The organism is Cupriavidus oxalaticus (assembly GCF_038900635.1).
Lineage (GTDB): Bacteria > Pseudomonadota > Gammaproteobacteria > Burkholderiales > Burkholderiaceae > Cupriavidus > Cupriavidus oxalaticus_B.
This window is the reverse complement of the sequence record NZ_JAYMRX010000039.1, coordinates 26081-47904: the sequence shown is the minus strand read 5'-3', so window position 1 is coordinate 47904 and position 21824 is coordinate 26081. Positions and strand designations below refer to the sequence as shown.

Genomic DNA, 21824 nt, shown 5'->3' with positions numbered 1-21824 from the left:
AGGGCTCGACCGTCGGCAGCAATGGCTGCAAGGCCTTCCACAATTCGTTGTTGATCTTTTTTCGTGCCATGGCACATCACAACGCTCAATTGCCATGTGGCGATGACATGGTTTTGTTAGCCGCTCTAAGGGCATGGAACAGGCCCTGGCCGCGGTGTTCCCGAACACCACCCTGCAGACCTGCATCGTGCATCTGATCCGCAACAGCCTGGAGTACGCCAACTGGAAGGAGCGCCGCGCCGTGGCGGCGGCGCTCAAGCCCGTGTACACGGCCCTCACCGTCGAGGCCGCGCTGGCCGAGTTGGCGGCCTTCGAGAACGGGGAATGGGGTCGGTGGTATGCACCGATCGGCGCATCCTGGCGTCGCGCCTGGGATCAGGTGATCCCGTTCTTTACGTTCCCGTCGGCGATCCGCAAGATCATTTACTGTCATTGCGTAGAAGCGCTTCCGCCGTTTCCGCCGACGTTAGGGTATGCAAGGCCCGGTAGCGGTAGCCTTTGCCATGATTTACCGCAACACCGCATGTTTGCAGCAAATGCCTCACTCTCTAGCAGAGCATGAGGACTCGTCATCGGATAGAGCTCAGGCGATCAATCATGCCCTTGACCGCCTTAAGCTGGACCGCCTCTTTCGTATCCCATTTGTCCAAGCCTGTGTAGCCCCACCAGTCCCAGCGACGAGAATCGATTGCCGCTGCAGTCGGCGATCACCGGTGGCGCAGGGTGTGGGCGGTGATGGAGCAGTGGATGCCCGGTGACTTGCTGGTGCTTCGCGTCGGCGAGAAGCGATCTCGTGCGGTACCACGCGTCGTCTGGATGGGTCTCACTCGCGGTGCCGTATCTCTTGACCAGTTTCTTGGAGGCCCGAGCGTGTTGCGCGGGGCGGCGGTGGTGCGTACAAGTGGCGTGCAAAGTGTTGAGGACTGGCGTCTGGAGTCATTGCGTGAGATCCTAATCGGTGCGAGCGTATATAGCGAGAGCCACCAAGGCCTGCTCACCGTGACACAGTTCACCCACCAGTCGGTTTTCAGTGCCCCACGGTGTCGCGACGCACTATCGGCGCGGTCAGCGCCTCTGGCACGCGCCCGCAGAAACGGGTACACCATGACGGATTCGCACTTTCAGGACGCGATGAATTGGTCGTTGGGGCCTCATCGCCGCAGCGGTTGGGACAACCGATACTTTATGGACACAAAATTTAGCGACTTCCAGACACCTGAGGTCCTGAGTATCGCCATCGTTGGAGAGAATGGTTACGTATTCTATGGAGAGCGTACGGACTTTAGCGAAACCAGGTGCAGCGATTTCGTCCGAGCGCTCGTGATACCGCAGTTCGGCCGATGCGAGGAAAGAGCGATGAATTTGGCGCAACTGCGTGAAGAGTTGTGCGATTGGATCGCGGGCATTCCTGCGGCTTCCAAGCCTGTCCTCTGCTACGACCACACCGTGGACCTTGACATGCTGCGAGTACTTCTGAGCGGGCGATTGCCGACCGATTGGCGCTTCGAGAATATCCGTGGCCAACTCGACCCTGCACGCCCGTCGGCATACTTTTTTACGGTACGGTGGCGAGCACCACGTGTTGCACGATGCGCGTGCCAATGCATACGCTTGCGGCTTTTAGCCGACGACGCTCGTCCGCCGATGGTCTACGGCATCTACGGCATAAACTCCCAGCCATAGCCTGGGGAGGGCATCCCCCGTCCTTCTTGAGAAATTCGTTGCAGCACGGCGTTGAGTTGCGTTGCCGTGAGCTCGTGACGGTCTTTCAGAAGCTGCGATGCCACTTCAGATGCTGGAACATCCATGACTTTGGCCACAAAGTAGCCGTGGTTTTCCTTCCGGGTGACAATGCCTCGTTCATGCAGGCGAAGAAGGGCTTCATTCAAAGGAGATCGGTATACGCGCAACTTGTCCGCCAGGCGCTGCGCAGGAAGATGTGCGCCAACGGCCAAGTTTTCATTCTGGATAAACGAGATGATGTCGATGGCTGCCGAACTGCACTTGCTCATAGTTGTGCTTGTGGAAATTCCCTTTCTTTAGTGGAGAGATTGTTCCCGTGCGCCTTGCGCCAAAGTCTTCCGCAATATCAAGGGGATGACTCCGCCTTCGCGGAGAAGGTCCACCTCAAGTCGAGTCTCGACAGCGGCCGTCGCCTCAAACGTGTCCACCGTGCCGCTTCGGCGAACAATGCGCACAAGAATGTTGCAGCGAGGTGAGAGTTTATCTGGGGCTGCGTTTATCACAACCATGTCACCCAGTTGAATGTTCAAAGATTGCGGAGTCATACCTTTGGGCATGCGTAAAGGCAATATCCCCATGCCAATGAGGTTGGAGCGGTGAATGCGCTCGAAGCTCAATGCGATGACGGCCCGAATCCCGAGCAGGCGTTGCCCCTTGGCTGCCCAGTCTCGGGACGATCCTGTCCCATAGCGCTCTCCTGCGATCAGCACGACGGAATCTCCATCCCGCCGGTAGCGGTCCGCCACCTCGAAGATTGGCTGAATACCGCCGCTTGGCACATGGACAGTGTGGGCAGTCGGCGCGTCGGGCTGCAGTAGGTTGAGGAGGGTCTTGTTGAAGAAGGCGGCCCGAACCATGACTTCCCAGTTCCCGCGGCGTGACGCGAATACGTTGAGGTCGTTCCGGTCGTCTCCTCGGCTGACCAGAAAGTCGGCGACAAAGCTGTCCTTGGGGATAGCGCTCGCCGGCGAGATGTGGTCGGTTGTAACGTCGTCTCCAAGCACCAGCAGCGGAAATGCCTCATAGCTTCCCAATTGCGACGCTTGGTCAAGGGATGCGAAAGGCGGTCGGCGCAAAGCTGTCGAACTATCATCCCATGGGTAGCGTGGCGAATCAGGCGAGGGAAGGGAACCCCAAATCGGGTTGCCGGATGCGATTTCGAATGCTTTACGGTAATCGCGAGGGTCCGTGCCTCTGGCCAGGAGCTCCTCTACTTCTTCACGGCTAGGCCAGAGGTCTTTCAGGTACACCGGCGTGCCATCAGGGGCGACCTGCACCGGCTCGCGCTCAAGGTCGGCCTCGGCGTTGCGCGCCAAAGCGAATGCGACCACGAGAGGCGGAGACATGATGAACGCCAGATTCAGCTCGGGGTGAATGCGTCCAGGGAAGTTGCGATTGCCGGACAGCATTGCTACAGGCCACGCCGACTGGTGGGCCATGGCCTCCCTTATTTCGGGTGTCAGTGGGCCAGGGTTCCCGATGCACGTCGTACATCCATATCCGACTATGTCGAATCCCACCGCGGCCAGATCGTCCGTCAGCCCACACCGCTCAAGATACGCCGCCGCAGCCGGCGAGCCAGGGGCAAGCGAGGTCTTTGTCCACGGTGCGACGGAAAGTCCAAATGCGCGGGCCTTCCGTGCGACAAGTCCAGCCGCAATCAGAAGAGCGGGGTCGGACGTGTTTGTACAACTGGTAATCGCCGCGATCGCAACGGGATAACGCGGCATTTGCTCCAATGCGACCTTCTGTTCAAAGGGAAACTTGGCAAGTGCGGTGCCGGTGTCAGTGTAGGCCAGTAGGTCCTGTGGTCGCCTAGGCCCGGCAATGTGCATATCAACGCTTGCGAGGTCGACTTCGATGGTCCGGGTGTATCGAGGCTCTTGGTTTTTGTCGAACCACAGGCCGATGCGCTTGGCATACTCTCCGACCAGCGCTACGTGATCTGTGCTCCGGCCCGTCGAGATGAGATACGTCAGCGTCTTGTCGTCGATGGGGAAGAAGCCTGTCGTCGCCCCGTACTCTGGCGCCATGTTGGCTACAACGGCTCGCTCGCCCGCAGACAGGGTGGCAACCCCTGGCCCGAAGTACTCTACGAATTCGCCCGACACTTCAATGGCCCGAAGTCGCTGGGTGACGGTCAGCGCCAGGTCGGTAGCCAGTACGCCTGGACGCAGCGCATTGTGGAAGCGCACGCCGATAACGTCCGGGATGCGCTGCATGACGGGCATGCCAAACATCACCGTCTGCGCTTCAAGTCCGCCAACCCCCCAACCAAGCACGCCAATGCCGTTAATCATCGGAGTATGACTGTCGGTGCCGATGAGCGTATCGGGAATGACCCATTTGGCGCCATTCCGCTCCTCGGAGGTCACGACTGTCGCAAGTTGCTCCAAGTTGAGGGTGTGCATGATGCCTGTCCCAGGCGGATGAATCCGAACGCGGGCCAGGGACTTGGATGCCCAGCGTAAGAAGCTGTACCGCTCGGCATTGCGAGTGCATTCAACCTTCAGGTTCACTTCGGCGGCATCGGACTGGGCGAAGGCCTCGACGGCGAGGGAGTGATCCACCGAAGAGTCGACTGGCACGACCGGGTTCAGCGCAGTCGGGTCGGCACCGGCCTCGGCAAGTGCATCACGCATTGCAGCGATATCCACCAATGCTGGCGTACTGGTCGTGTCGTGCATCAAAACGCGGCCGGGCTGGAACGCAATCTCGGTCGTGCTGGTGCCAGTTTCGAGCCACGCAAGAAGGGCCGTGATCGCCTCGTCGCGCTCGGCCCCTTCCATGGTGCGAGTGACGTTCTCGAATAATACGCGGAGCACGAACGGCAGCCTGGCCAGGGAGGGCCCCAGCATCGCGGGTAGGTCGACGTAGCGGTGCGCGACGCCGCCAACTTGGAGGCAGCTTTCTAGACAGGGTATCGAGGACATCATTGTATTTTGCACATTCATAGTACGAAATGCAATGGTGTTCTGCGATTGGCACCCCGAGCCCTCCGGGCGACACTCAGAGGGCGAGATCTGCACATTCTATAATTCCGGCGTAGCTGGCATACCGTGCTATGCCACCCATTCCGGGTGTCGAGGTAGACAAGTGGCAACGGTATTGTTCTCTTTCGTCCAAAAATACGCAGGATCGCGTGGTATATTTGATTGCATGACTAATGGCGCTGTGTGGTGAACATGTCCGCAGATTTAACTTTGGGCCAAAAAAAAGCCGTACAGGCCATCGTGGCTTACGTGCGCCGGGAAGGGCTCATGGCGGGGCATCACCTTCCGGAGTGGGGCTTGGCGAAGCTCATCGGCACGTCGCGTTCGCCTATCCGCGTGGCGCTTGAGCATTTAACGCAGCTTGGCGTTGTTCGCTATGACAAGCACAAAGGCTACTCGTTGGTCGCGAACGCCACAGACATTCCCATCGAAACTTTAGATGAAGTGGCTGTAGCTGATGACGCGGTCTACCTGCGCCTGGCAGACGCCTATTTCGGTGGTGAAGTGGCGGGATCGATGAAGGAGGCGGACCTCATACGCCTTCTAAACGTCACTCGGCCGGAACTCCGTCGCGCTTTGCAGCGGGCCGAGACGGAGGGTTGGACAGAAAAAGAGACAGGGTATGGCTGGGAGTTCACTGCGAGCGTGAACAGCCTCGAAGGTTACGAGGACCTTTATGCCCTGCGCATTGCCATTGAGCCAGCAGGCATACTAAGTCCGAAGTTTCGACCGGACCTGGCGGAGTTGGACGAGCTTCGGAAAGAGCAATTAAGCATCGTGAGCGGGCTGCATCGAACACTGACACCGATCGAGCGCTTTGAATCCAATGCGAACTTCCACGCCACCATTGCAAAATGGTCAGGAAATAAGCTCGCAATCCAGATCCTCCGCCGGCTCGATAAGATGCGTCGCGTGGTCGAGTATCAGCAGTCACGCCGACAATTGCCCCGCGTTGAATTGGCGCAGGAACATCTCGCCATTCTCGATGCTATTGAAGGTGGTGACTTCATTTCAGCCGCTTCCTTGCTCCGCAATCATCTGGACAACTCAAGGCGTAAAAAAGCCGTACCGTCGGCATTTCGCACAGAGCAAAAAGCTAACGAGAGTACGGCGGAGCCGACTGAGACAGTCGGCTAGCTCTTCGTGCTCAACAGATGACCTGTTGAGCGCGCCCCGCTACGATATTTCAGCAATCCCCGCCATCATCGACTGATATTCCTCGATTGTCGGGATCCGCCCGAGGCTGGATGCGATGGCCGCCGTTTCCGCGGACGCTAAAAATACCTTTGCGCCGTTGCCCATGCGATTGGGGAAGTTTCGAGTGCTGGTTGACACGACAGTGGCGCCGTCTCTGACTCGAGCTTGGTTACCCATGCATAGGGAGCATCCCGGAGTTTCGATTCGTGCTCCGACTTTGCCAAAAGTCGAAAAGCGGCCTTCTTCCCGCAGAATATCCGCGTCCAACTTGGTGGGCGGCGCTATCCACATGCGGACGGGCACCTCTCCGTTGCCTTTGATGAGGTCGCTGGCGGTGCGAAAATGACTGACGTTGGTCATGCACGAGCCGAGGAACACCTCGTCAATGTTCGTCCCTGCTACTTCCGACAGGAAGCGAGCGTCATCCGGGTCGTTCGGACAACACAGAATAGGTTCGGAAATCTCGTCTAGATTGATCTCTAGTACAGCTGCGTACGTAGCATTCTGGTCTGCTCTTAACAGAGATGGCTCATTCAGCCAGTTCTCCATCGCCTGTAGCCTTCTCTCAAGAGTTGCCCGCTCGTTGTATCCCTCGGCAATCATGCGTTGAATCAATTTCACGTTCTCTTGTAGAAAGCTCCGCACTGCCGGGATGCCTAACTGGACCGCGCATGCGGCCGCTGACCGCTCCGCTGATGCATCTGTGAATTCGAATGCCTGAGCCACAGTCAGGTCAGACAGGCCGTCGATCTCCAGAATTCGGCCTGCAAAGGCATTAACTTTGTTTGCCTTTTCTAATGTCAGGAGGCCTGCGCGTTTGGCGTACAGCGGAATGGCGTGTACCAAATCACGAATTGTGATTCCTGATTGCATTTGGCCACGGAAGCGCACAAGCACCGACTCTGGCATATCGAGTGGCATGGCGCCTGTCGCTGCGGCAAACGCGACTAGTCCCGATCCCGCTGGGAAACTCAATCCGATTGGGAAGCGCGTATGTGAATCGCCACCGGTGCCGACCATGTCGGGCAGCACCAGCCGATTAAGCCAGGAGTGGATGATTCCGTCGCCAGGTCGAAGGGAAACGCCGGAGCGCTCGGTCATGAACGAAGGCAATTCCTTTTGGACGCGGATGTCCGCCGGCTTGGGATATGCAACCGTGTGACAGAACGACTGAAGTACCAGGTCAGCAGAAAAACCAAGGCATGCGAGATCCTTCAGTTCGTCGCGTGTGAGTGGGCCAGTTGTATCGGGGGAGCCAACTGTAGAAATTTGGGGCTCGCAATAGGTGCCCGGGCTCACACCTTGCCCATCGGGCAAACCGCATGCACGTCCAACGATCTTCTGCGCGAGGGAGAAGCCCACAGCCGCGGCGGGCGCTTCGGCGTGCTGCTGAAAGACCTCGGAGGGCGGTAGCTTCAAGTAGTTGCGCGCCTCAGCAGTGAGGCGGCGGCCAAGAATCAGGTTAATTCGTCCACCTGCTCGCAACTCGTCGAGCAGCACTGGACTTTTCACCTGAAAAGGGGTCTCGTTTGCGCTTCCCTCGACAACCAGCCTGCCAGCATATGGGTAGAGCGAAATCTTGTCGCCGGTTTGAAGTGCCGAAACGTCAAGCTCAATAGCAAGACAGCCCGAGTCTTGCAACGTATTGAAGAAGATTGGCGCAATGGTGTTGGCCAAACATACGCCACCGCTTCGTTTGTTCGGCTGAAAGGGTACGTCGTGCCCGATATACCAAAGGAGGCTATTTGTGGCCGATTTGCGAGAAGAACCAGTACCCAGGACGTCACTGACAAATGCGATATCTCTGCCGCTAGTCCGACGGAGCTCCTCGATTTGTCGGGTTGGGCCCCGCTGGCCGTCGTAATCTGGCGTTACACCTGGACGAGCGTTACGCAGCATGCTGAGCGCATGAAAGGGGACATCCGGTCTGCTCCACACTTCTGTGGCTGGCGACAGGTCATCAGTAGTGATTTCGCCTTCCACTTTGAAGACTACCAGTTCAACCACCTGAGGTACTGCCGGCCTCGATGTGAACCACTCTGCTGCAGCCCAGCTCTTCAGCACTTCGCCTGCTCGAATGCTTCCAGCCTCTGCCTTCCGAGTCAGCAACTCGAAGTTGGCAAAGATCAGGATTGTTTTCCTTAGTGCCTCGACGGCCACATCACCGACTTCGTTATCGTCAAGGAGCGCAATTAGCGGTTCGACATTGAAGCCTCCCAGCATCGTGCCGAGCCTGAACGTCGCTCGCCGGCGCGACAGGGACGCTAGCTGGATCTCGCCCGTCGCTACGGAGGCGAGAAAGCGCGCTTTGATCGCGGCAGCCGGATCAACCCCTGGTGGCACTTGATCAGTCAGCAACTCCACTCCTTCCTGCTCGGAGTCGGAGGGCATGCCGGCCAGCAATCCATTGACCAGTTCGGCGGTTTGCGCGGCCGTAAGGGGGAGCGGAGGCAAACCTGCTGCAGCGCGCTCAACCGCGCTCTTGCGGTACGTCTCCATCTCGTTGTGAACTGCTTTCATGTCTTTATGTTGAAAAATAGCCACTCGAAGGATGCTGAACGCTTCGTAGCATCGTGGTTTACGCGGCCAAGCCAAAAAACTCGCGCCCATCTACTTTACTTTTGTCGTAAAAAAACGCAAGATAAAACCAACCAAAACAGGAGGCAAGCATGACAAGCAAGACATGGACGCGACGTCACTTTCTGGGCGCAATTTCTTCTGCGCCATTTGCCGGCACGGCCGGTGCGTCTTTTCTCGGCTTCAGTCCGAGCGTGAACGCCGCTGACGCGGCATGGCCGACAAAGCCCGTTCGTTTGATGGTCGGCTTCCCGCCAGGGGGCGGCGCAGACGCTATCGCGCGCCTCGTCGGGCGTAAATTGGAAGTGGAGTTGGGGCAGCCATTCGTAATCGATAATAAGAATGGAGCCACGGGCACGATCTGCTCCGCAGAGGTAGCGCGTTCAGCTCCAGACGGTTACACCCTGCAGGCTGCCCACGTCAGCTCAAATGCCATCGCGCCCATGTTGCTGGCCAAAGGGCGTTTCGACCCCATCAAGGATTTCACTCCGATCGGCCTAATCGGAATCACACCGCACGTTCTCGCGGTCAACAGCAAGAGTCACCTGCAGTCTCTGGACCAACTTATCAAATACGCAAAAGCGAATCCGGGAAAGCTGACGTTCATGTCCGCCGGGGTCGGTAGCTCTCCGCAACTTGCTGGCGAAGAATTCAAGCGAAAAGCAGGCATTGACATGCTGCACGTTCCCTTCAAGGGTACGGGGGAGGCCCTCAATGCGCTGCTTGCTAATGAAGTCGACATGACGTTCAGCTCTACGGGCTCTGTCATGCAGCACGTTAAGACCGGTCGGCTCAAGGTGTTGGCGGTTTGTTCGCCAAAACGCTTGGCTTCAATGCCCAACCTGCCGGCTATCGCAGAGGTATTGCCAGGCTACGAGGCATACACGTGGTACGGGTTGGCGGGGCCGGCAGGGTTGCCTACCCACGTCGTCGCCAAACTCGAGAAGGCCATGCAGAAGATCGTTCAGCAACCCGATTTCGTAAAGCGGATGGCCGATCTCGATGCAGAAGTAAAGCCTATGACGGCGGCACAGTTCAACGACTTCTGGCGAACCGAAGTGACCAAGTACCAAGCGCTGATTAAGCTGGCTAAGCTCGGCTAGCGCGAGGTTGCGACAGCCAGCCCCCACTTTTTTATTACAGTTTTATCCGGAGTAACGACGTGGCTCAACGACGCATTCCCGCTGTTTACATGCGGGGTGGTACCAGTAAGGGCGTCTTTTTTCACGCTTACGACTTGCCGGCCGATCCTAGCCAGCGGGATGCGATTTTGCTGCGTGTAGTCGGCAGCCCAGACGCGTATGAGAAGCACATCGATGGCATGGGCGGTGCGACATCGAGCACTAGCAAAGTTGTTCTGATCTCGAAATCCTCTCGCGGCGATTGCGATGTTGACTATCTGTATGGAGGGGTTTCCATTGAAAAGCCCGTCGTGGACTGGTCCGGCAACTGCGGAAATCTGACGGCTGCAGTTGGTCCGTTTGCCATCAGTGAAAAGCTGGTGGAAGCACCGATCAACGGCACCGCCATGGTGCGCATCTGGCAAGCCAACCTGGGTCAGCGCATCGTTGCTCACGTAGAAATGCGCGACGGTGAAGTGGTGGAGGATGGCACGTTTGAGCTGGACGGTGTTGCTTTCCCTGGTTCCGAAATCGAACTCGAGTTCCTTAACCCGACCGGCGATGCCGGCAAGATGTTGCCAACAGGCGCCCCAGTCGATCGCCTTGAGGTGCCGGGTGTGGGACTCATTGACGCGACGCTGATAAACGCTGGGAACCCAACAATCTTTGTTCGCGCAGAGGCCTTGGGTCTGAGCGGCATCGAGATGCAAGTCGACGTTAACGGGGACAGTGATCTTCTCGCTCGTGCTGAAGCTATTCGCGCCCATGCTGCCGTGAAGATGGGGCTTGCATCATCCGCCGAAGAGGCCACTACCGCTCGGCCGCACACCCCGAAGCTCGCCTATGTCTCGCCGCCCGCCGAGTACACCGCGTCCAACGGAAAAGTTGTGTCTACAGGGCAAATCGATATCGTGGCTCGTATCTTTTCCATGGGCCTGCTTCATCATGCGATGACAGGGACTGGAGCCGTGGCCATTGCTGCGGCGGGTTCGGTGCCAGGGACTGTGGTCAGCACTCTTCTCGGGGACACTCGGGTAAGGAAGGTTCGATTTGGTCACCCATCAGGAACTCTGACTGTCGGCGCTGAAGTTGCAAATAAGGTCGACACCTGGACGGTCAGCAAGGTAACGATGAGTCGAAGTGCGCGTCGTCTCATGGATGGCCACGTCTACGTCCCGCAAGTGTCCTCCGGGAATAGCTGAAGTGCTGTCTTTGGCTGGCCACGGAGCCTGCCTTCACCTGGAAAACTACCGATGAGCAATCTCGAGATCATCGCGAACGACTTGGCGCCGACAGGGAAGCTTCGTGCTTCCATAAATCTCGGAAATCCCCTATTGGCGGCGGTGGATGCGCCGAGCGGGGCATTGAAGGGCATAAGCATTGACTTGAGCAACGAACTGGCGGCGCGACTCGGTTTGACGGTCGAGTTTCTCGCTTTCGACGCAGCAGCGAAGTCAGTGAGCGCAGTCAGGAACGAAGAAGCGGATGTCGGCTTCTTCGCAATAGATCCTGATCGCGGTGAGGGCATAGCATTTAGCGCACCTTATGTCGTCATTCAGGGTAGCTACCTTGTCACGGTCGATTCTCCCTTGACTGCGAACGAGCAAGTGGATGTGGAGGGCTGCAGGGTCGTCGTGGGTCTTGGGAGTGCATATGACCTGTTCCTGACGAGGGAGCTTCAGTACGCGTCGATCGAGCGAGCCCCGACCTCGCCCGCAGTGGTCGAGACCTTCTTGCAGACCGATGCTGACGTGGCCGCCGGTGTCAGACAACAGCTTGAAGCCGATGCCTTGCGCTTCCCGAATCTGCGACTACTTCCGGGGAGCTTTATGCAAATTCAGCAGGCAACCGGCATTCCCGCGAGCAGGTCTGCGGGCACCCTGAGATTTCTCAGGGATTTCATCGAAGAAATGAAGGCGAGTGGAAAGGTTGCTGCCTTCATGCGGAACCACAATGTCGCGGGGGCTACGGTGGCGCCGGCGACGGCCGCTTAACTGCGCCAGTATCAGGCTGGCAAGCGGACCCGACGGTGCCCTTGCCAGCGATTTCTCAGTAAGCGTCTGTAGTCCGGCCAGGCATTCCCTCAGGGTGTTTCTAATTAGACGTTCGCTAGGCCGCCGGACAGCTCTCGTCCCTTTCCCACCAGTCTTTGACTCCTCGAGCCGCCTGTTCTCGGTGCGCTTGGAGTCCGTTCGTCCCCATTCCACAACAACGGCGAAAATGTGGATGCAGGGAGAATTGGCAGTTGGTTTTGCGACTCTGGCGTGCGCAGCCCGGTTGTTCAAGAGATCTATTCGGATCACTTCCATTGTACTATGCGTTGACACAGTACAAAAACTTGTCGATACTTCTTCATGGTTTCGCTGTCCGGGATGCAGTCTTCTTGAAGGTGCCCGCCAGAGGTCTCACCAGATGTGATTCGGTCCGCTACTGACGGGGTGGGTGCGTGCCACAACGCATTCGTACGATTGGGCGCTGGGTTGCATTGGGCGGCTTCCTGGCATTGAGCGGCATCATTGTGATTCTCGTATGGAGAATGATCCCGCCGTCGACTCCGAAGATGGCGATCGCCTGAGCCGCTGCAACGCGAGGGGATGCGCGCTATCCCGATATGTATTTTGCGGACTCATAGATCGATGTAGTGGCATGAGGCCGCCGAATTCTCGAGTAACTGGTGTGTAGGCATGGACAGCAATCGCAAGATAGTGTCGACGGCAGGAGAGATGGAAGACGCGGGAGTGGTGTTGCCCCTCAATGCCGTGGATTGCCATGTCCACGTTTTCGACCCTGCGCGCTTTCCATACAGCGTGCCGCGCAAGTACACGCCAGCTGCGGCAACCGTCGAGGACTTGGGGCGCTTTCACGCGTCACTCGGTATTCGCCGCACCGTGCTCGTCCAACCTAGCGTGTATGGGACTGACAACCGGTGCTTGGTGGATGCGCTGAAGACGCTGGGGGATAGCGCTCGAGGTATCGCAGTTCTACCGGACGACGTGTCCAGAGCCGAGCTTGATGAGCTTAATGGAGCGGGAGTCCGGGGAATTCGCATTAACGTACAAGTGAACGGCGCGCATGAGGCTGCGCACGCTCGCCGCGTAGTTGACCGAGCACTTACCCTGCTAGAGGACACGTGGTGGTGCCTGCAGATCTTCGCTGGCTACCAGATTCTCTTGAGCGTGGCCGACCTGATTGAGCAGTCGACGGTTCCAGTTATCCTGGACCACTTTGGGATGGCGCCCGTGGGGTGCCAGGAAAGGCCGCAAGAGTTTGCAGCCTTTCTACGCCTTCTTAGTCTTCCCAACGTCCACGTCAAATGTTCGGGCCCCCACCAGATTTCGCGATCCGGGCCCGAATACCAAGACGTGGCCCCTATCGCCACCGAATGCTTCCGGGCTGGGGCAGGGCGCGCAATCTGGGGCAGCGACTGGCCGCACACCGGCGGAACCACGCGCTCGGCCAACTACAACTGGATGGACGTTGAATCGTTCCGTTATGAAGACGATGCGAAGAACCTTCGCTCGGCTCGACTCTGGGCCGGTGAAAATGAGTTCACCAACGTCATGTCTGTCAACCCGGTGCACCTCTTCGGATTCGCTCAATACTGAGCGCCCGATGTGCCATTCACAAAGGAATCAAAGTGTCCAAGCCGCTATTGGGAATCATTGCCGACGACTTCACCGGCGGCACCGATATCGCCAGCATGCTCGCGAAAGAGGGCATGCGCACTGTGCAGACAATCGGTATTCCTCAGCAGCCTGTATCGGATGTCGATGCCATCGTCGTGGCTTTGAAGACGCGCACAAGCCCGGCCCAGGACGCTGTGAAAGAGTCTCTCGAAGCTGTTCGCTGGTTGCGCCAAGTAGGGTGCAAGCAGTTCTACTTTAAGTATTGCTCCACCTTCGACTCGACGCTGAAGGGGAACATTGGCCCGGTTATCGACGCCCTCATGGAGGAGTTGGGCGCTGATTTCACCATTGTGTGTCCCGCGCTCCCGGAAAACGGTCGCACGGTGTACAAGGGGAACCTCTTCGTCGGCGATGTATTGCTCAGCGAATCCGGGATGCGTCACCACCCGCTGACGCCGATGACGGATTCCAATCTGGTCCGACTGCTCGCGCCTCAGACGACGAAGACGGTGGGTCTTGTCGTCAGGGAAACCGTTGTGCAACGGCCGGAACAAATTGAAGACGCGTTTGCGAAGCTGAAGAGCAGTGGCGTCCAAATTGCGGTTGTCGATGCCACGGAAAACGCCGACCTGTACCGCATTGGTGAAGCATCGGCTGACTTGGCTCTTCTCACCGGCGGATCGGGCCTGGCGCTCGGACTCCCGCAGAACTACCGCAGGGCTGGCTTGCTTCGTAGTGAGACTTCCGCTTCGACGTTGGCAACCACGGATGGCAAGCTTGTCCTGCTGTCAGGTAGCTGCTCGGTGGCAACCAATGGCCAGGTCGAGCAATGGCTTCAGGCCCGCCCAGGCTTCAAGGTGGACCCGCTAGCAATTCACCGAGGCGAAGACGTGGCAGGAGAAGCAGTCTCATGGGTGCTCAACCAGACCGAGCCTGCTCTCGTGTACGCCAGTGCGCGACCCGACGAGGTAGCGGCAGTTCAAGCAGAGTTGGGTGTCGACGCTGCCGGGAAGTTGGTGGAAGGCGTGCTGTCGGCCATCGCCGCAGCCCTCAAGGGAAAAGGCTACAACAAGTTCATCGTTGCCGGCGGTGAAACGTCGGGTGCGGTGGTCAAGGCTTTGAACGTCCAGGGACTTCGTATCGGTGAATCTATCGCGCCGGGGGTGCCCTGGACTCAGTCGCTTGACGAGCGACCGCTGTCGCTTGCATTGAAGTCTGGCAACTTCGGCAGCGTCAAGTTCTTCGAGGAGGCGACGGCCGCATGTCCCTGACAGAAGCTCAGCAGCGCGAGAAGATGGTTCTGGCCGCAAAGTCGATTTTCGACCGCGGCCTGACCCACGGAAGCACGGGGAACATCAGCGTTGCGCTGGAAGACGGTTGGCTGCTGACGCCCACCGGCGCGTCTTTGGGCGACTTGGACCCCGCGCGCCTCTCCAAGCTCGACCGAGACGGCCGTCACATCAGCGGCGATGCACCGACAAAAGAATCGTTGGTCCACCTGGCGATGTATGAGGAGCGCAAGACCGCAGGGGCAGTCGTTCACCTGCACTCCACGCATTCCGTCGGGCTTTCGCTTCTCGACGATCTCGATCCGAGCGACCTTTTGCCACCGATGACGGCGTACTACGTCATGCGCGTCGGGTCGTTGCCGCTGGTTCCATACTACGCCCCGGGAGACCCTAAGCTGGCGGACGCGATCCGCATGTGGGCGGGCAAGCACCATGCGATGCTACTTGCTCATCACGGCCCGGTCGTCGCTGGAAATAGTTTGTCCGCAGCTGTGGATGCCTCGGAAGAACTTGAGGAAACGGCGAAGTTATTCCTGTTGCTGCAAGGACGTAAGTTTCGGTGCTTGTGCCCCGAACATGTTGCGGCATTGAAGGCAAAGTACAAACTGCCTGGGTAGGCAGCTTGTGTCACCCCGTTCGGGTGTCATGTCTTTGAAGGAGGTGAGCAATCGCCTCCTTTTTTTATTGCAAGCCTGCAAACGAACGGTGAGTAGGCATTCATTAATGCAAATACTAGCCTATCGATTAGCGCCTATCGCTGCGACCATGGCAGGTTATATCTCTCACTCGCGTGGTTGACGTATCAAAGCACTAGTCAAAAGAACGCGCTAGTTAATAGTCCCAGCTGCTGGAGCCTGATCGCTTACTGCGAACGTACGAGCAAGGAGCGCCACGTCAGACTGTTCCTCTAAGTCGTTGGCTACCGACACATGGCTCATCCCTCGGTACGATCGGTTGAACTGCGCATCGTACTCAGCGTGCTTCTTTCTCAACCCCGCCGGGCCGTGATGGGTATAGCCGTTGACCCAGCCCAGAATGGTGGAGGGGTCCAGCCCCATCTCCCCAGCGAGCGCCTTGAAACCGGTCGATTCACTCAAGTAGCGCTGAACGATATCGCGCTTGAACTTCTCATCGTATTTCGCCATGAAAAACACCCCAAAGGTTGGATGCGCGTCCAACTTTTGGGGTGCAGTTCAGCAACGGCGGGCTTTTCGCTATAGGGGCGAAATCTCAGGCGCTCTTCGCGGCCCAGTACGTCCGAGCGTTGGTGAACTCCCGAATACCAGCCGTCGCCAGTTCGCGCCCATAGCCAGACTTCTTCGTTCCACCGAAAGGTACTCGCGCATCCGATGCCGTAATAGCGTTGATGAACGCGGCTCCGCTGGTAACGCCCTTCGCGACAGCCAGGGCGCGCTCGTTCGACGCGGACCACACGCTTACCGACAGGCCGAACGGGGTGGCGTTGGCCAAATGGACGGCATCGGCGTCATCTTTGGCAACTGCAATGGCAGCCAGGGGGCCGAACGTCTCTTCGTCAAACGCGGCCATGCCGGGCTTCATGTTGGCGAGGACGGTTGGCTCATAGAAGTTGCCCGCCCCTTCGATTGCCTTGCCACCTGCCAGCAGGGTCGCGCCGGCTTCAACCGAACGGCGTACTTGCTGGTCCAGGGCATCGCGCAGGTCCGGACGTGCAAGCGGGCCCATCTGGGTTGCTGCGGAAGTCGGATCGCCGACTACCAAAGCCTTCGTAGCTGCGACGAAGCGGTCCGTGAACTGCTCGGCAATGGCTTGCGACACGATGAAGCGCTTCGCGCAGACGCAGCTTTGACCTGCATTGTGATAGCGCGCTTTGACTGCCGCGGTCACGGCGGCGTCGAGATCGGCGTCGTCTAGAACAATGAAGGCGTCGGAGCCGCCCAGTTCCAGCACCGACTTCTTCGACGCACGGCCGGCGGCAGCACCAACAGCGGCACCAGCGCGGTTCGAGCCCGTCAGGGTGACTGCTGCGATTCGGTCATCTTGAATCAGGCTATCGATGACTTGAGGAACCTGAGGCTCCGCCACTACCAGCGTGGTCACGAGATTCCTCGGAAGACCAGCATCAAGGAAAAGTTTCTCGAGAGCCAGAGCGCAGCCGGTGACGTTCGGGGAGTGCTTGAGCAATACACCGTTGCCCGCCGTGATGGCAGGGATGGCAAAACGCATGACCTGCCAGACCGGGAAATTCCACGGCATCACGGCGAGCACCATGCCGATGGGCTCATAGCTTACCCACGTATTGACGCCAGCGATGCTGACCGTCTCGTCGGCCAGGATTTGCTCGGCGTTGTCAGCGTAATAGATGGCTGTGACCGCGGACTTTTCCATCTCGCCCGCGGCTTCGGCGCCCACCTTGCCCATCTCGGCTGTGACCAGCTCGGCGAACGTCTTGGCTTGACTGCGCAGTTGTTCTGCCAGGCGGCGTACTGCAGCGACGCGGGTGGCGAGAGGCTGCTTGCCCCATTCCTTGGCTGCGACATGGCCCGCGCTAACGGCTGCCTCAATCTTTTCAGGGGTCCAACCTTCATAGGTCTGCAGCACGGCACCCGTGCAGGGGTTTTGCGTCGTAATGATGTTCGTCATGACAATCCTTCAGGTAGCGACAATGTGATACCGCAAGCCACTTCATTGGCGCGATGTCACTGTGGAATTTCCGCCTCCAAGGCGCACACAGCTAGAGCAGCAGGCTTCGAGTCAATCAGGGGCCCGTCTGCCTCCGGCGATGCCGCCATCATTCTTTTTTCACGATAAGCGTGAGGGACGCCGTCAGCGATGCCGAAACCGGCAGAATCGCCGAGAGTGCCCACGTACCGGCGGAGAACTGGCCCGTGGTTTCCTTGAGTTAGCTCATGAGATTGGGCCGGCAAATCCGCTGAGCGTGCCAATTGAGTTGCTAAACGCCAGACCTCCCGCTGCGGCAATGCCCGTCAGGAAGCGCGTGGGAATCGTCCAGAAGATCGCGCGAGCCGAGCTCACTGCGACGACAGCGGCACTGATACCGACGATTTCCCAGATAAACGAACCAGTCATGGTGGAAAGTGCGAGACCTGCTGCGCCGAACACGCAAGCGCATGCGAGGTTGAAGATGGCCTTGCCGCTACGATCCACAATTCGGGCCTGAGTCAGAAGTGGAAGTAAGCGCCAGGCGTTCTTGCTCATCGCTCGCCGGCGGATTTCCAGCTTTGTGGCAGCATCCGTCGCCACACCTTCATCCGTCGGCATTGAGTGGGAATACATAACGATCCTTCTGTTCACGACAAATACCTACCCACGCGGCTCCGCATGTCCGCCATGGAGTAGCGCGCACCGACGGCGGGCGCGCATCGGTGCATCACAGGATTGAAAACTGGTTAGTCGGCTGATACGTTCGCGGTCTTCACAACTGCCGACCATCTGGCGGACTCTGCGCGCATGAAGCGCGAGAAATCCTCGGGGGTCCCGCCAACCGGTTCAGCGCCCAGTTGTGCGAGCCGCTGTTTTGTCGCAGGCTCCTTCAGGATTTCATTAACTTGCGTGTTGATGTACTGAACGACGTGCTTCGAAGTGCCAGCAGGTGCGAGCAATCCGTACCAGGCAGGCGCATCGAACCCCGTCAGCCCTGCCTCGGAAAACGTCGGCACGTCCGGAAGCTCGGTCAAGCGTCGCGACCCTGTCACCGCAATGGCGCGCAGCTTGCCGCCCTTTAACTGGGGCAACGCCGAGGCAGCGGTATCGAACATCATTTGAACCTGCCCACCAATAAGGTCAGTTACCGCCGGACCGCTGCCCTTGTACGGGACGTGGATCATGTCAGTGCCGGTCATGCTGCGGAAAAGCTCGCCTGCCAGATGAACGGACGTGCCTTTCCCTCCGGACGCAAAATTGACCTTGCCAGGATTGGCCTTGACGTATCGGATAAGACCTTTGAGGTCTTTTTCGTGGAAATCTTTGGTGACTACGAGAACAGTCGGAGAGCTGGCAATCTGAACGACAGGAACGAAGTCCTTTTCAGTGTCGTATCGCAGCTTCTTGTAGACAAACGGATTAATGGACAGAGCCACCTGGCCAAACAGCAGAGTTTGACCATCCGCCGCCGAACGGGCGGCAAGTTCGTTGCCGATATTCGTGCCAGCCCCGGGGCGATTGTCGATAATGAACTGCGCTTTCGTCCGCTCGGACAAACGAGTCGCAATGTAGCGCGAGACGTTGTCACTGCCTCCACCTGGCGCGAACGGAACGATGATGCTTACCGGCTTCGTTGGGTAATTGCTATTGGCGTTGGCGCTGCCATTCAGCGAAATACTGGCGAGCGCTACTGTCAGCAGTACATTGAATGCCCTCATGCTGTCTCCAGACTGTTCTTGCTTTGTCGGGTGGGCGCGGTAGACAGGTAAAGGTTCCGCGCCCAGGCTCAAGCCTGAAATTAGGCCGCCGTGATGTTTTCTGCGACGGCTTGGCCGAATGCGGCGCAACCCATCTTGCCGCCCAGATCAGCGGTGCGGGTTTCCGGGTTGGCCAGCACCTTGTCCACTGCTACATCGATTGCCTTGGCTGCGGCCATGAAGTTGGCCTTTTCACGGTGCTCCCCGAGCCACTGCACGAGCATGGCAACGGACAGAATCATCGACGTCGGATTCGCCTTGTCTTGTCCCTGAATGTCAGGGGCCGAGCCGTGTTGCGCTTGTGCGCAGCAAAGCGAGTCGCCAGCCATTACAGAGCCGCCGAGGCCGAGGCTGCCGGAGAGTTCGGCAGCCAGGTCCGAAATGATGTCGCCGTAGAAATTCGTGGCTACCAGAACGTCGAAGCGCGACGGATCACGCACCAGGTATGCCGTGGATGCGTCGACGAGCAGGTCGTCGAGTTTCACTTCAGGGAACTCTGCAGCCACCTTCCGGACTTCACGCAGGAACAAGCCGTCAGTCATGTGAAAGCTGTTGGCCTTGTGGATCGCAGTGACATGCTTCTTACGCTTCATTGCCAATTCGAACGCGCGACGGGCGATGCGCTCCGAGCAATGCGCCGTGATTTTTCGCACGGAGATGGCCATATCCTTCGACGGCATCATCTCGCCCCAACCTTCATACATGTTGCGGTCGGGATAGAAACCTTCAGTCGCCTCGCGCATGATGACGAGGTCCATGTTATGCGTACCCTTACCCAGGAACGGACGGGAACGGTTGGGACGCACGTTCGCATACAGGTCCAGGTCGCAACGGAATGCGGCTGAGATGTTGCGGCCACCCTTGTCCGGCGCGGGGTAGTCGGCGTGCGATTGGGTGCCCAGAATCACGCCATCGTACGAGGTGGCTTTGTCCAGAACTTCCTGACGCAGAGTGGTGCCGTGCTTTTCCAGGCTGACGAAGCCAACGTCTTCGTAGTCGAACTGAAGACCCAGGTCAAACATCTGGTCAGCCTTCTTCAGGACGTCGAGGGAAGCGGCAACGATTTCAGGGCCAATGCCATCGCCCGGGAGAACAAGAATACGCATGATTAAAACTCCGAGTTAAGCCTTGGTGGACTGGTGTTCTGCCGACACAGGACGGGTTTCGCCGGAGCCGACAAGGGTCCGAGTCGCGTCGATGGTCGCGTAAATCCACAGGATCTTCATCGGCTCGGTTTTCGACAGGTTGCGGAAGCGGTGCGGGACGTTCGGGGGAATGAACGTGGTATCCAGCGGCTTGAGCCGATACTCGAGGCCGTCGATGTCGAGCATTGCATCGCCTTCCACGAGGACGACGCTTTCCTGGCAGTTGTGGCTGTGGAACGGAATCTCGACTCCTGGGGCAAAAGAGGTGTACCCGGTAATGAAGCTGTCCGAACCGATGGATTTGCCAACCAGCGGCGTCGTGCTCGCGCCACCGCCACGGTCATAGTTGGGCAGTTGGTCGGGAATCAGCAGTACTGCGCCCGAGGGGGTCTTGATAGTCATGAGTAACTCCGAAAGGATTCGCTGGCTCTGTCATGGACAGAGTCGGAATGTATTAAGCCGGTTGCCGGTCGAAGCCGTAGAGCTTTGCCGGGTTGTCGACAAGAATGCGTTGCAGCAGAGCGGGGGTGTTCGCCCAGCTGGCGAGCTGGCTCAGAGCGCGTCCAGCATCTTCCTTGCGGAAGGGTTCGACCTGCTCCAGATTGCCGTTACGGGTTCCAGAACTGCCGGTATGAGGCCAGTCCGATGCCCAAACCAGTCGGTCTGAGCGCGCAGCGATCAGCGCTTGTCCGAACTCGCTAGCGTCATCAAAATTCGGGGCATTCCGGGAGACGCGATAGGGGGCCGAGAGCTTCACGTATGCATTGCCCTTCTTTACGAGCTCAACGACGCTCGCGAACGCAGCCTTCTGCTCTTCTTTCTTGTGAGCTTTGACGCCTGCGACGTGGTCAAGCACGACGGGAACCTTCAGGTTTGCAATGTCTGCGGCGAGCTCAGCAATGACGTCCACATCCGCGTAGACCTGGACGGCCCAGCCCAGAGATCCAACCAGTTGTTCTGCCCGTTTCAGTTGAGTTAGCGCGAATTCGTGGTTTCGTTGGCCGCTCACCTCCAGGTTCAGGCGAATCCCACGTACGCCGCGCTGATGCATTGATTGCAGCGTTGTGTTCGGCGTCTTTTCGAGGTCAATCACCGCAACGCCTCGAGCCCTGCCGCTTAGTTGGCCCAGCGCGTCGAGAAGCGCGGCGTTGTCGACGCCGTAGACGCTCGGCTGCACTAGAACAATACGGTCAATACCAAGACGCTGTTCGAACGCAATGAGGTCCTCAACCCGGGCCACTCCCGGCGTATACGAGCGTTTGGGGGTGAACGGGAAACGCGCGCCATCGAAAAGGTGGACGTGACAGTCGCAGCTTCCGAGGGGCAGCTTGAAAGCTGGGGCGCTGACGTGGCTAACGAGATCCTGGTTCACGGGGCTTCCTGTTTTTTGGACACCCGGGGCGTCGCTGCAATGGCATCAAGGAGGGTCGAGCCACCCATGGCCGCTAGGCCCGCCTGAAGCAGTTGTCTACGATGCACCCAGTCTCCTGTTCTTATGGGACGCACCGTTGTGGCGCGATATGTGGAATTTTATAAATTCAAAGAACCAAGTAAAGCGTTTTTTGCGGTCGCAAAGAACCTAGAGGGTGAGCAGTGCTCCAGAACCCTTGATTTGGTAAGGATTTACAGGTGTTGTAATGGTTTACACCTAGGCAACCTGCAGGCCTCAAAGTGGATAGGAAGGCATCGACAGAAGTGCCGGAGACGTGGCACGTAAGGAATATAAAAGACCA

The 21824-nt window shown here is 58.2% G+C and carries 16 protein-coding genes and 2 pseudogenes; 8 read left to right on the top strand and 10 right to left on the bottom strand.

What is annotated here, in order from left to right; genetic code table 11:
* Window positions 1-127: 127 nt before the first annotated feature.
* Window positions 128-427, top strand: a pseudogene (locus VSR71_RS33410) (transposase); the annotation flags it as partial.
* A 1231-nt stretch (window positions 428-1658) separates the two neighbouring features.
* On the opposite strand, the gene VSR71_RS33405 reads toward VSR71_RS33410, so the two are convergent.
* Window positions 1659-2012: a GntR family transcriptional regulator gene (locus VSR71_RS33405; RefSeq protein WP_115684112.1), complete on the bottom strand. Its 354-nt coding sequence runs from the start codon at window positions 2010-2012 to the stop codon at window positions 1659-1661.
* A gap of 27 nt (window positions 2013-2039) precedes the next feature.
* Window positions 2040-4676 (bottom strand): aconitate hydratase AcnA, encoded by a 2637-nt coding sequence (acnA, locus tag VSR71_RS33400; RefSeq protein ID WP_373424432.1) that lies wholly within the window; start codon window positions 4674-4676, stop codon window positions 2040-2042.
* Between the two features lie 252 nt (window positions 4677-4928).
* On the opposite strand from acnA, the gene VSR71_RS33395 reads away from it, so the two are divergent.
* Window positions 4929-5873, top strand: coding sequence for a GntR family transcriptional regulator (locus VSR71_RS33395; RefSeq protein ID WP_115684114.1), 945 nt, complete (start codon window positions 4929-4931; stop codon window positions 5871-5873).
* Window positions 5874-5912: 39 nt separating this feature from the next.
* On the opposite strand, the gene VSR71_RS33390 is transcribed toward VSR71_RS33395, so the two are convergent.
* Window positions 5913-8453: a bifunctional aconitate hydratase 2/2-methylisocitrate dehydratase gene (locus VSR71_RS33390; protein ID WP_232348333.1), complete on the bottom strand. Its 2541-nt coding sequence runs from the start codon at window positions 8451-8453 to the stop codon at window positions 5913-5915.
* Between the two features lie 149 nt (window positions 8454-8602).
* Here VSR71_RS33390 and VSR71_RS33385 point away from each other — a divergent pair, with 149 nt between their 5' ends.
* The 6 genes from VSR71_RS33385 (at window position 8603) to otnC (ending at window position 15163) form a co-directional block, all read left to right on the top strand.
* Entirely contained in the window at window positions 8603-9613 is a 1011-nt protein-coding gene (locus VSR71_RS33385; protein WP_115684044.1) for a Bug family tripartite tricarboxylate transporter substrate binding protein, read from the top strand.
* A 59-nt stretch (window positions 9614-9672) separates the two neighbouring features.
* Window positions 9673-10833, top strand: coding sequence for a 2-methylaconitate cis-trans isomerase PrpF (gene prpF / locus VSR71_RS33380; protein WP_115684045.1), 1161 nt, complete (start codon window positions 9673-9675; stop codon window positions 10831-10833).
* A 51-nt stretch (window positions 10834-10884) separates the two neighbouring features.
* Window positions 10885-11625, top strand: a complete 741-nt coding sequence (locus VSR71_RS33375) for a transporter substrate-binding domain-containing protein (RefSeq protein WP_115684046.1) — start codon at window positions 10885-10887, stop codon at window positions 11623-11625.
* Between the two features lie 690 nt (window positions 11626-12315).
* Window positions 12316-13236, top strand: coding sequence for an amidohydrolase family protein (locus VSR71_RS33370; RefSeq protein ID WP_115684047.1), 921 nt, complete (start codon window positions 12316-12318; stop codon window positions 13234-13236).
* 26 nt (window positions 13237-13262) lie between these two features.
* Window positions 13263-14528 carry a 3-oxo-tetronate kinase gene (otnK, locus tag VSR71_RS33365; protein ID WP_115684048.1) on the top strand — a complete coding sequence of 422 codons (1266 nt, stop codon included), beginning with the start codon at window positions 13263-13265 and terminating at the stop codon, window positions 14526-14528.
* Window positions 14519-15163 (top strand): 3-oxo-tetronate 4-phosphate decarboxylase, encoded by a 645-nt coding sequence (gene otnC / locus VSR71_RS33360; protein ID WP_115684049.1) that lies wholly within the window; start codon window positions 14519-14521, stop codon window positions 15161-15163. Before otnK ends, otnC begins: the two co-directional genes overlap by 10 nt.
* Window positions 15164-15493: 330 nt before the next feature.
* Here otnC and VSR71_RS33355 read toward each other — a convergent pair.
* From VSR71_RS33355 to VSR71_RS33325, 7 genes and pseudogenes are all read right to left on the bottom strand, one after another.
* Window positions 15494-15691: pseudogene (locus VSR71_RS33355) on the bottom strand (helix-turn-helix domain-containing protein); the annotation flags it as partial.
* 85 nt (window positions 15692-15776) lie between these two features.
* Window positions 15777-17168, bottom strand: coding sequence for an NAD-dependent succinate-semialdehyde dehydrogenase (locus VSR71_RS33350; protein ID WP_115684051.1), 1392 nt, complete (start codon window positions 17166-17168; stop codon window positions 15777-15779).
* A 264-nt stretch (window positions 17169-17432) separates the two neighbouring features.
* Window positions 17433-17822: an MFS transporter gene (locus VSR71_RS33345; protein ID WP_147298477.1), complete on the bottom strand. Its 390-nt coding sequence runs from the start codon at window positions 17820-17822 to the stop codon at window positions 17433-17435.
* Between the two features lie 113 nt (window positions 17823-17935).
* Window positions 17936-18907, bottom strand: a complete 972-nt coding sequence (locus tag VSR71_RS33340) for a Bug family tripartite tricarboxylate transporter substrate binding protein (RefSeq protein WP_115684052.1) — start codon at window positions 18905-18907, stop codon at window positions 17936-17938.
* Between the two features lie 80 nt (window positions 18908-18987).
* The gene (locus tag VSR71_RS33335; protein ID WP_115684053.1) at window positions 18988-20052 is read right to left on the bottom strand and encodes an isocitrate/isopropylmalate dehydrogenase family protein; all 1065 of its coding nucleotides are present in this window, start codon (window positions 20050-20052) and stop codon (window positions 18988-18990) included.
* A 15-nt stretch (window positions 20053-20067) separates the two neighbouring features.
* Entirely contained in the window at window positions 20068-20493 is a 426-nt protein-coding gene (locus VSR71_RS33330) for a cupin domain-containing protein (protein ID WP_115684054.1), read from the bottom strand.
* Window positions 20494-20545: 52 nt separating this feature from the next.
* Window positions 20546-21463, bottom strand: a complete 918-nt coding sequence (locus VSR71_RS33325; RefSeq protein ID WP_115684055.1) for an amidohydrolase family protein — start codon at window positions 21461-21463, stop codon at window positions 20546-20548.
* Between the last annotated feature and the right edge of the window lie 361 nt (window positions 21464-21824).

What these genes read in the sequence shown, in the direction of transcription:
- VSR71_RS33370 (WP_115684047.1), top strand. Translation starts at nt 12,316, where the DNA reads ATGGACAGCAATCGCAAGATAGTGTCGACGGCAGGAGAGATGGAAGAC.
- VSR71_RS33390 (WP_232348333.1), bottom strand. Translation starts at nt 8,453, where the DNA reads ATGAAAGCAGTTCACAACGAGATGGAGACGTACCGCAAGAGCGCGGTT.
- VSR71_RS33395 (WP_115684114.1), top strand. Translation starts at nt 4,929, where the DNA reads ATGTCCGCAGATTTAACTTTGGGCCAAAAAAAAGCCGTACAGGCCATC.
- acnA (WP_373424432.1), bottom strand. Translation starts at nt 4,676, where the DNA reads ATGTCCTCGATACCCTGTCTAGAAAGCTGCCTCCAAGTTGGCGGCGTC.
- VSR71_RS33405 (WP_115684112.1), bottom strand. Translation starts at nt 2,012, where the DNA reads ATGAGCAAGTGCAGTTCGGCAGCCATCGACATCATCTCGTTTATCCAG.
- VSR71_RS33340 (WP_115684052.1), bottom strand. Translation starts at nt 18,907, where the DNA reads ATGAGGGCATTCAATGTACTGCTGACAGTAGCGCTCGCCAGTATTTCG.
- otnC (WP_115684049.1), top strand. Translation starts at nt 14,519, where the DNA reads ATGTCCCTGACAGAAGCTCAGCAGCGCGAGAAGATGGTTCTGGCCGCA.
- VSR71_RS33350 (WP_115684051.1), bottom strand. Translation starts at nt 17,168, where the DNA reads ATGACGAACATCATTACGACGCAAAACCCCTGCACGGGTGCCGTGCTG.
- VSR71_RS33345 (WP_147298477.1), bottom strand. Translation starts at nt 17,822, where the DNA reads ATGTATTCCCACTCAATGCCGACGGATGAAGGTGTGGCGACGGATGCT.
- VSR71_RS33330 (WP_115684054.1), bottom strand. Translation starts at nt 20,493, where the DNA reads ATGACTATCAAGACCCCCTCGGGCGCAGTACTGCTGATTCCCGACCAA.
- VSR71_RS33375 (WP_115684046.1), top strand. Translation starts at nt 10,885, where the DNA reads ATGAGCAATCTCGAGATCATCGCGAACGACTTGGCGCCGACAGGGAAG.
- VSR71_RS33335 (WP_115684053.1), bottom strand. Translation starts at nt 20,052, where the DNA reads ATGCGTATTCTTGTTCTCCCGGGCGATGGCATTGGCCCTGAAATCGTT.
- VSR71_RS33385 (WP_115684044.1), top strand. Translation starts at nt 8,603, where the DNA reads ATGACAAGCAAGACATGGACGCGACGTCACTTTCTGGGCGCAATTTCT.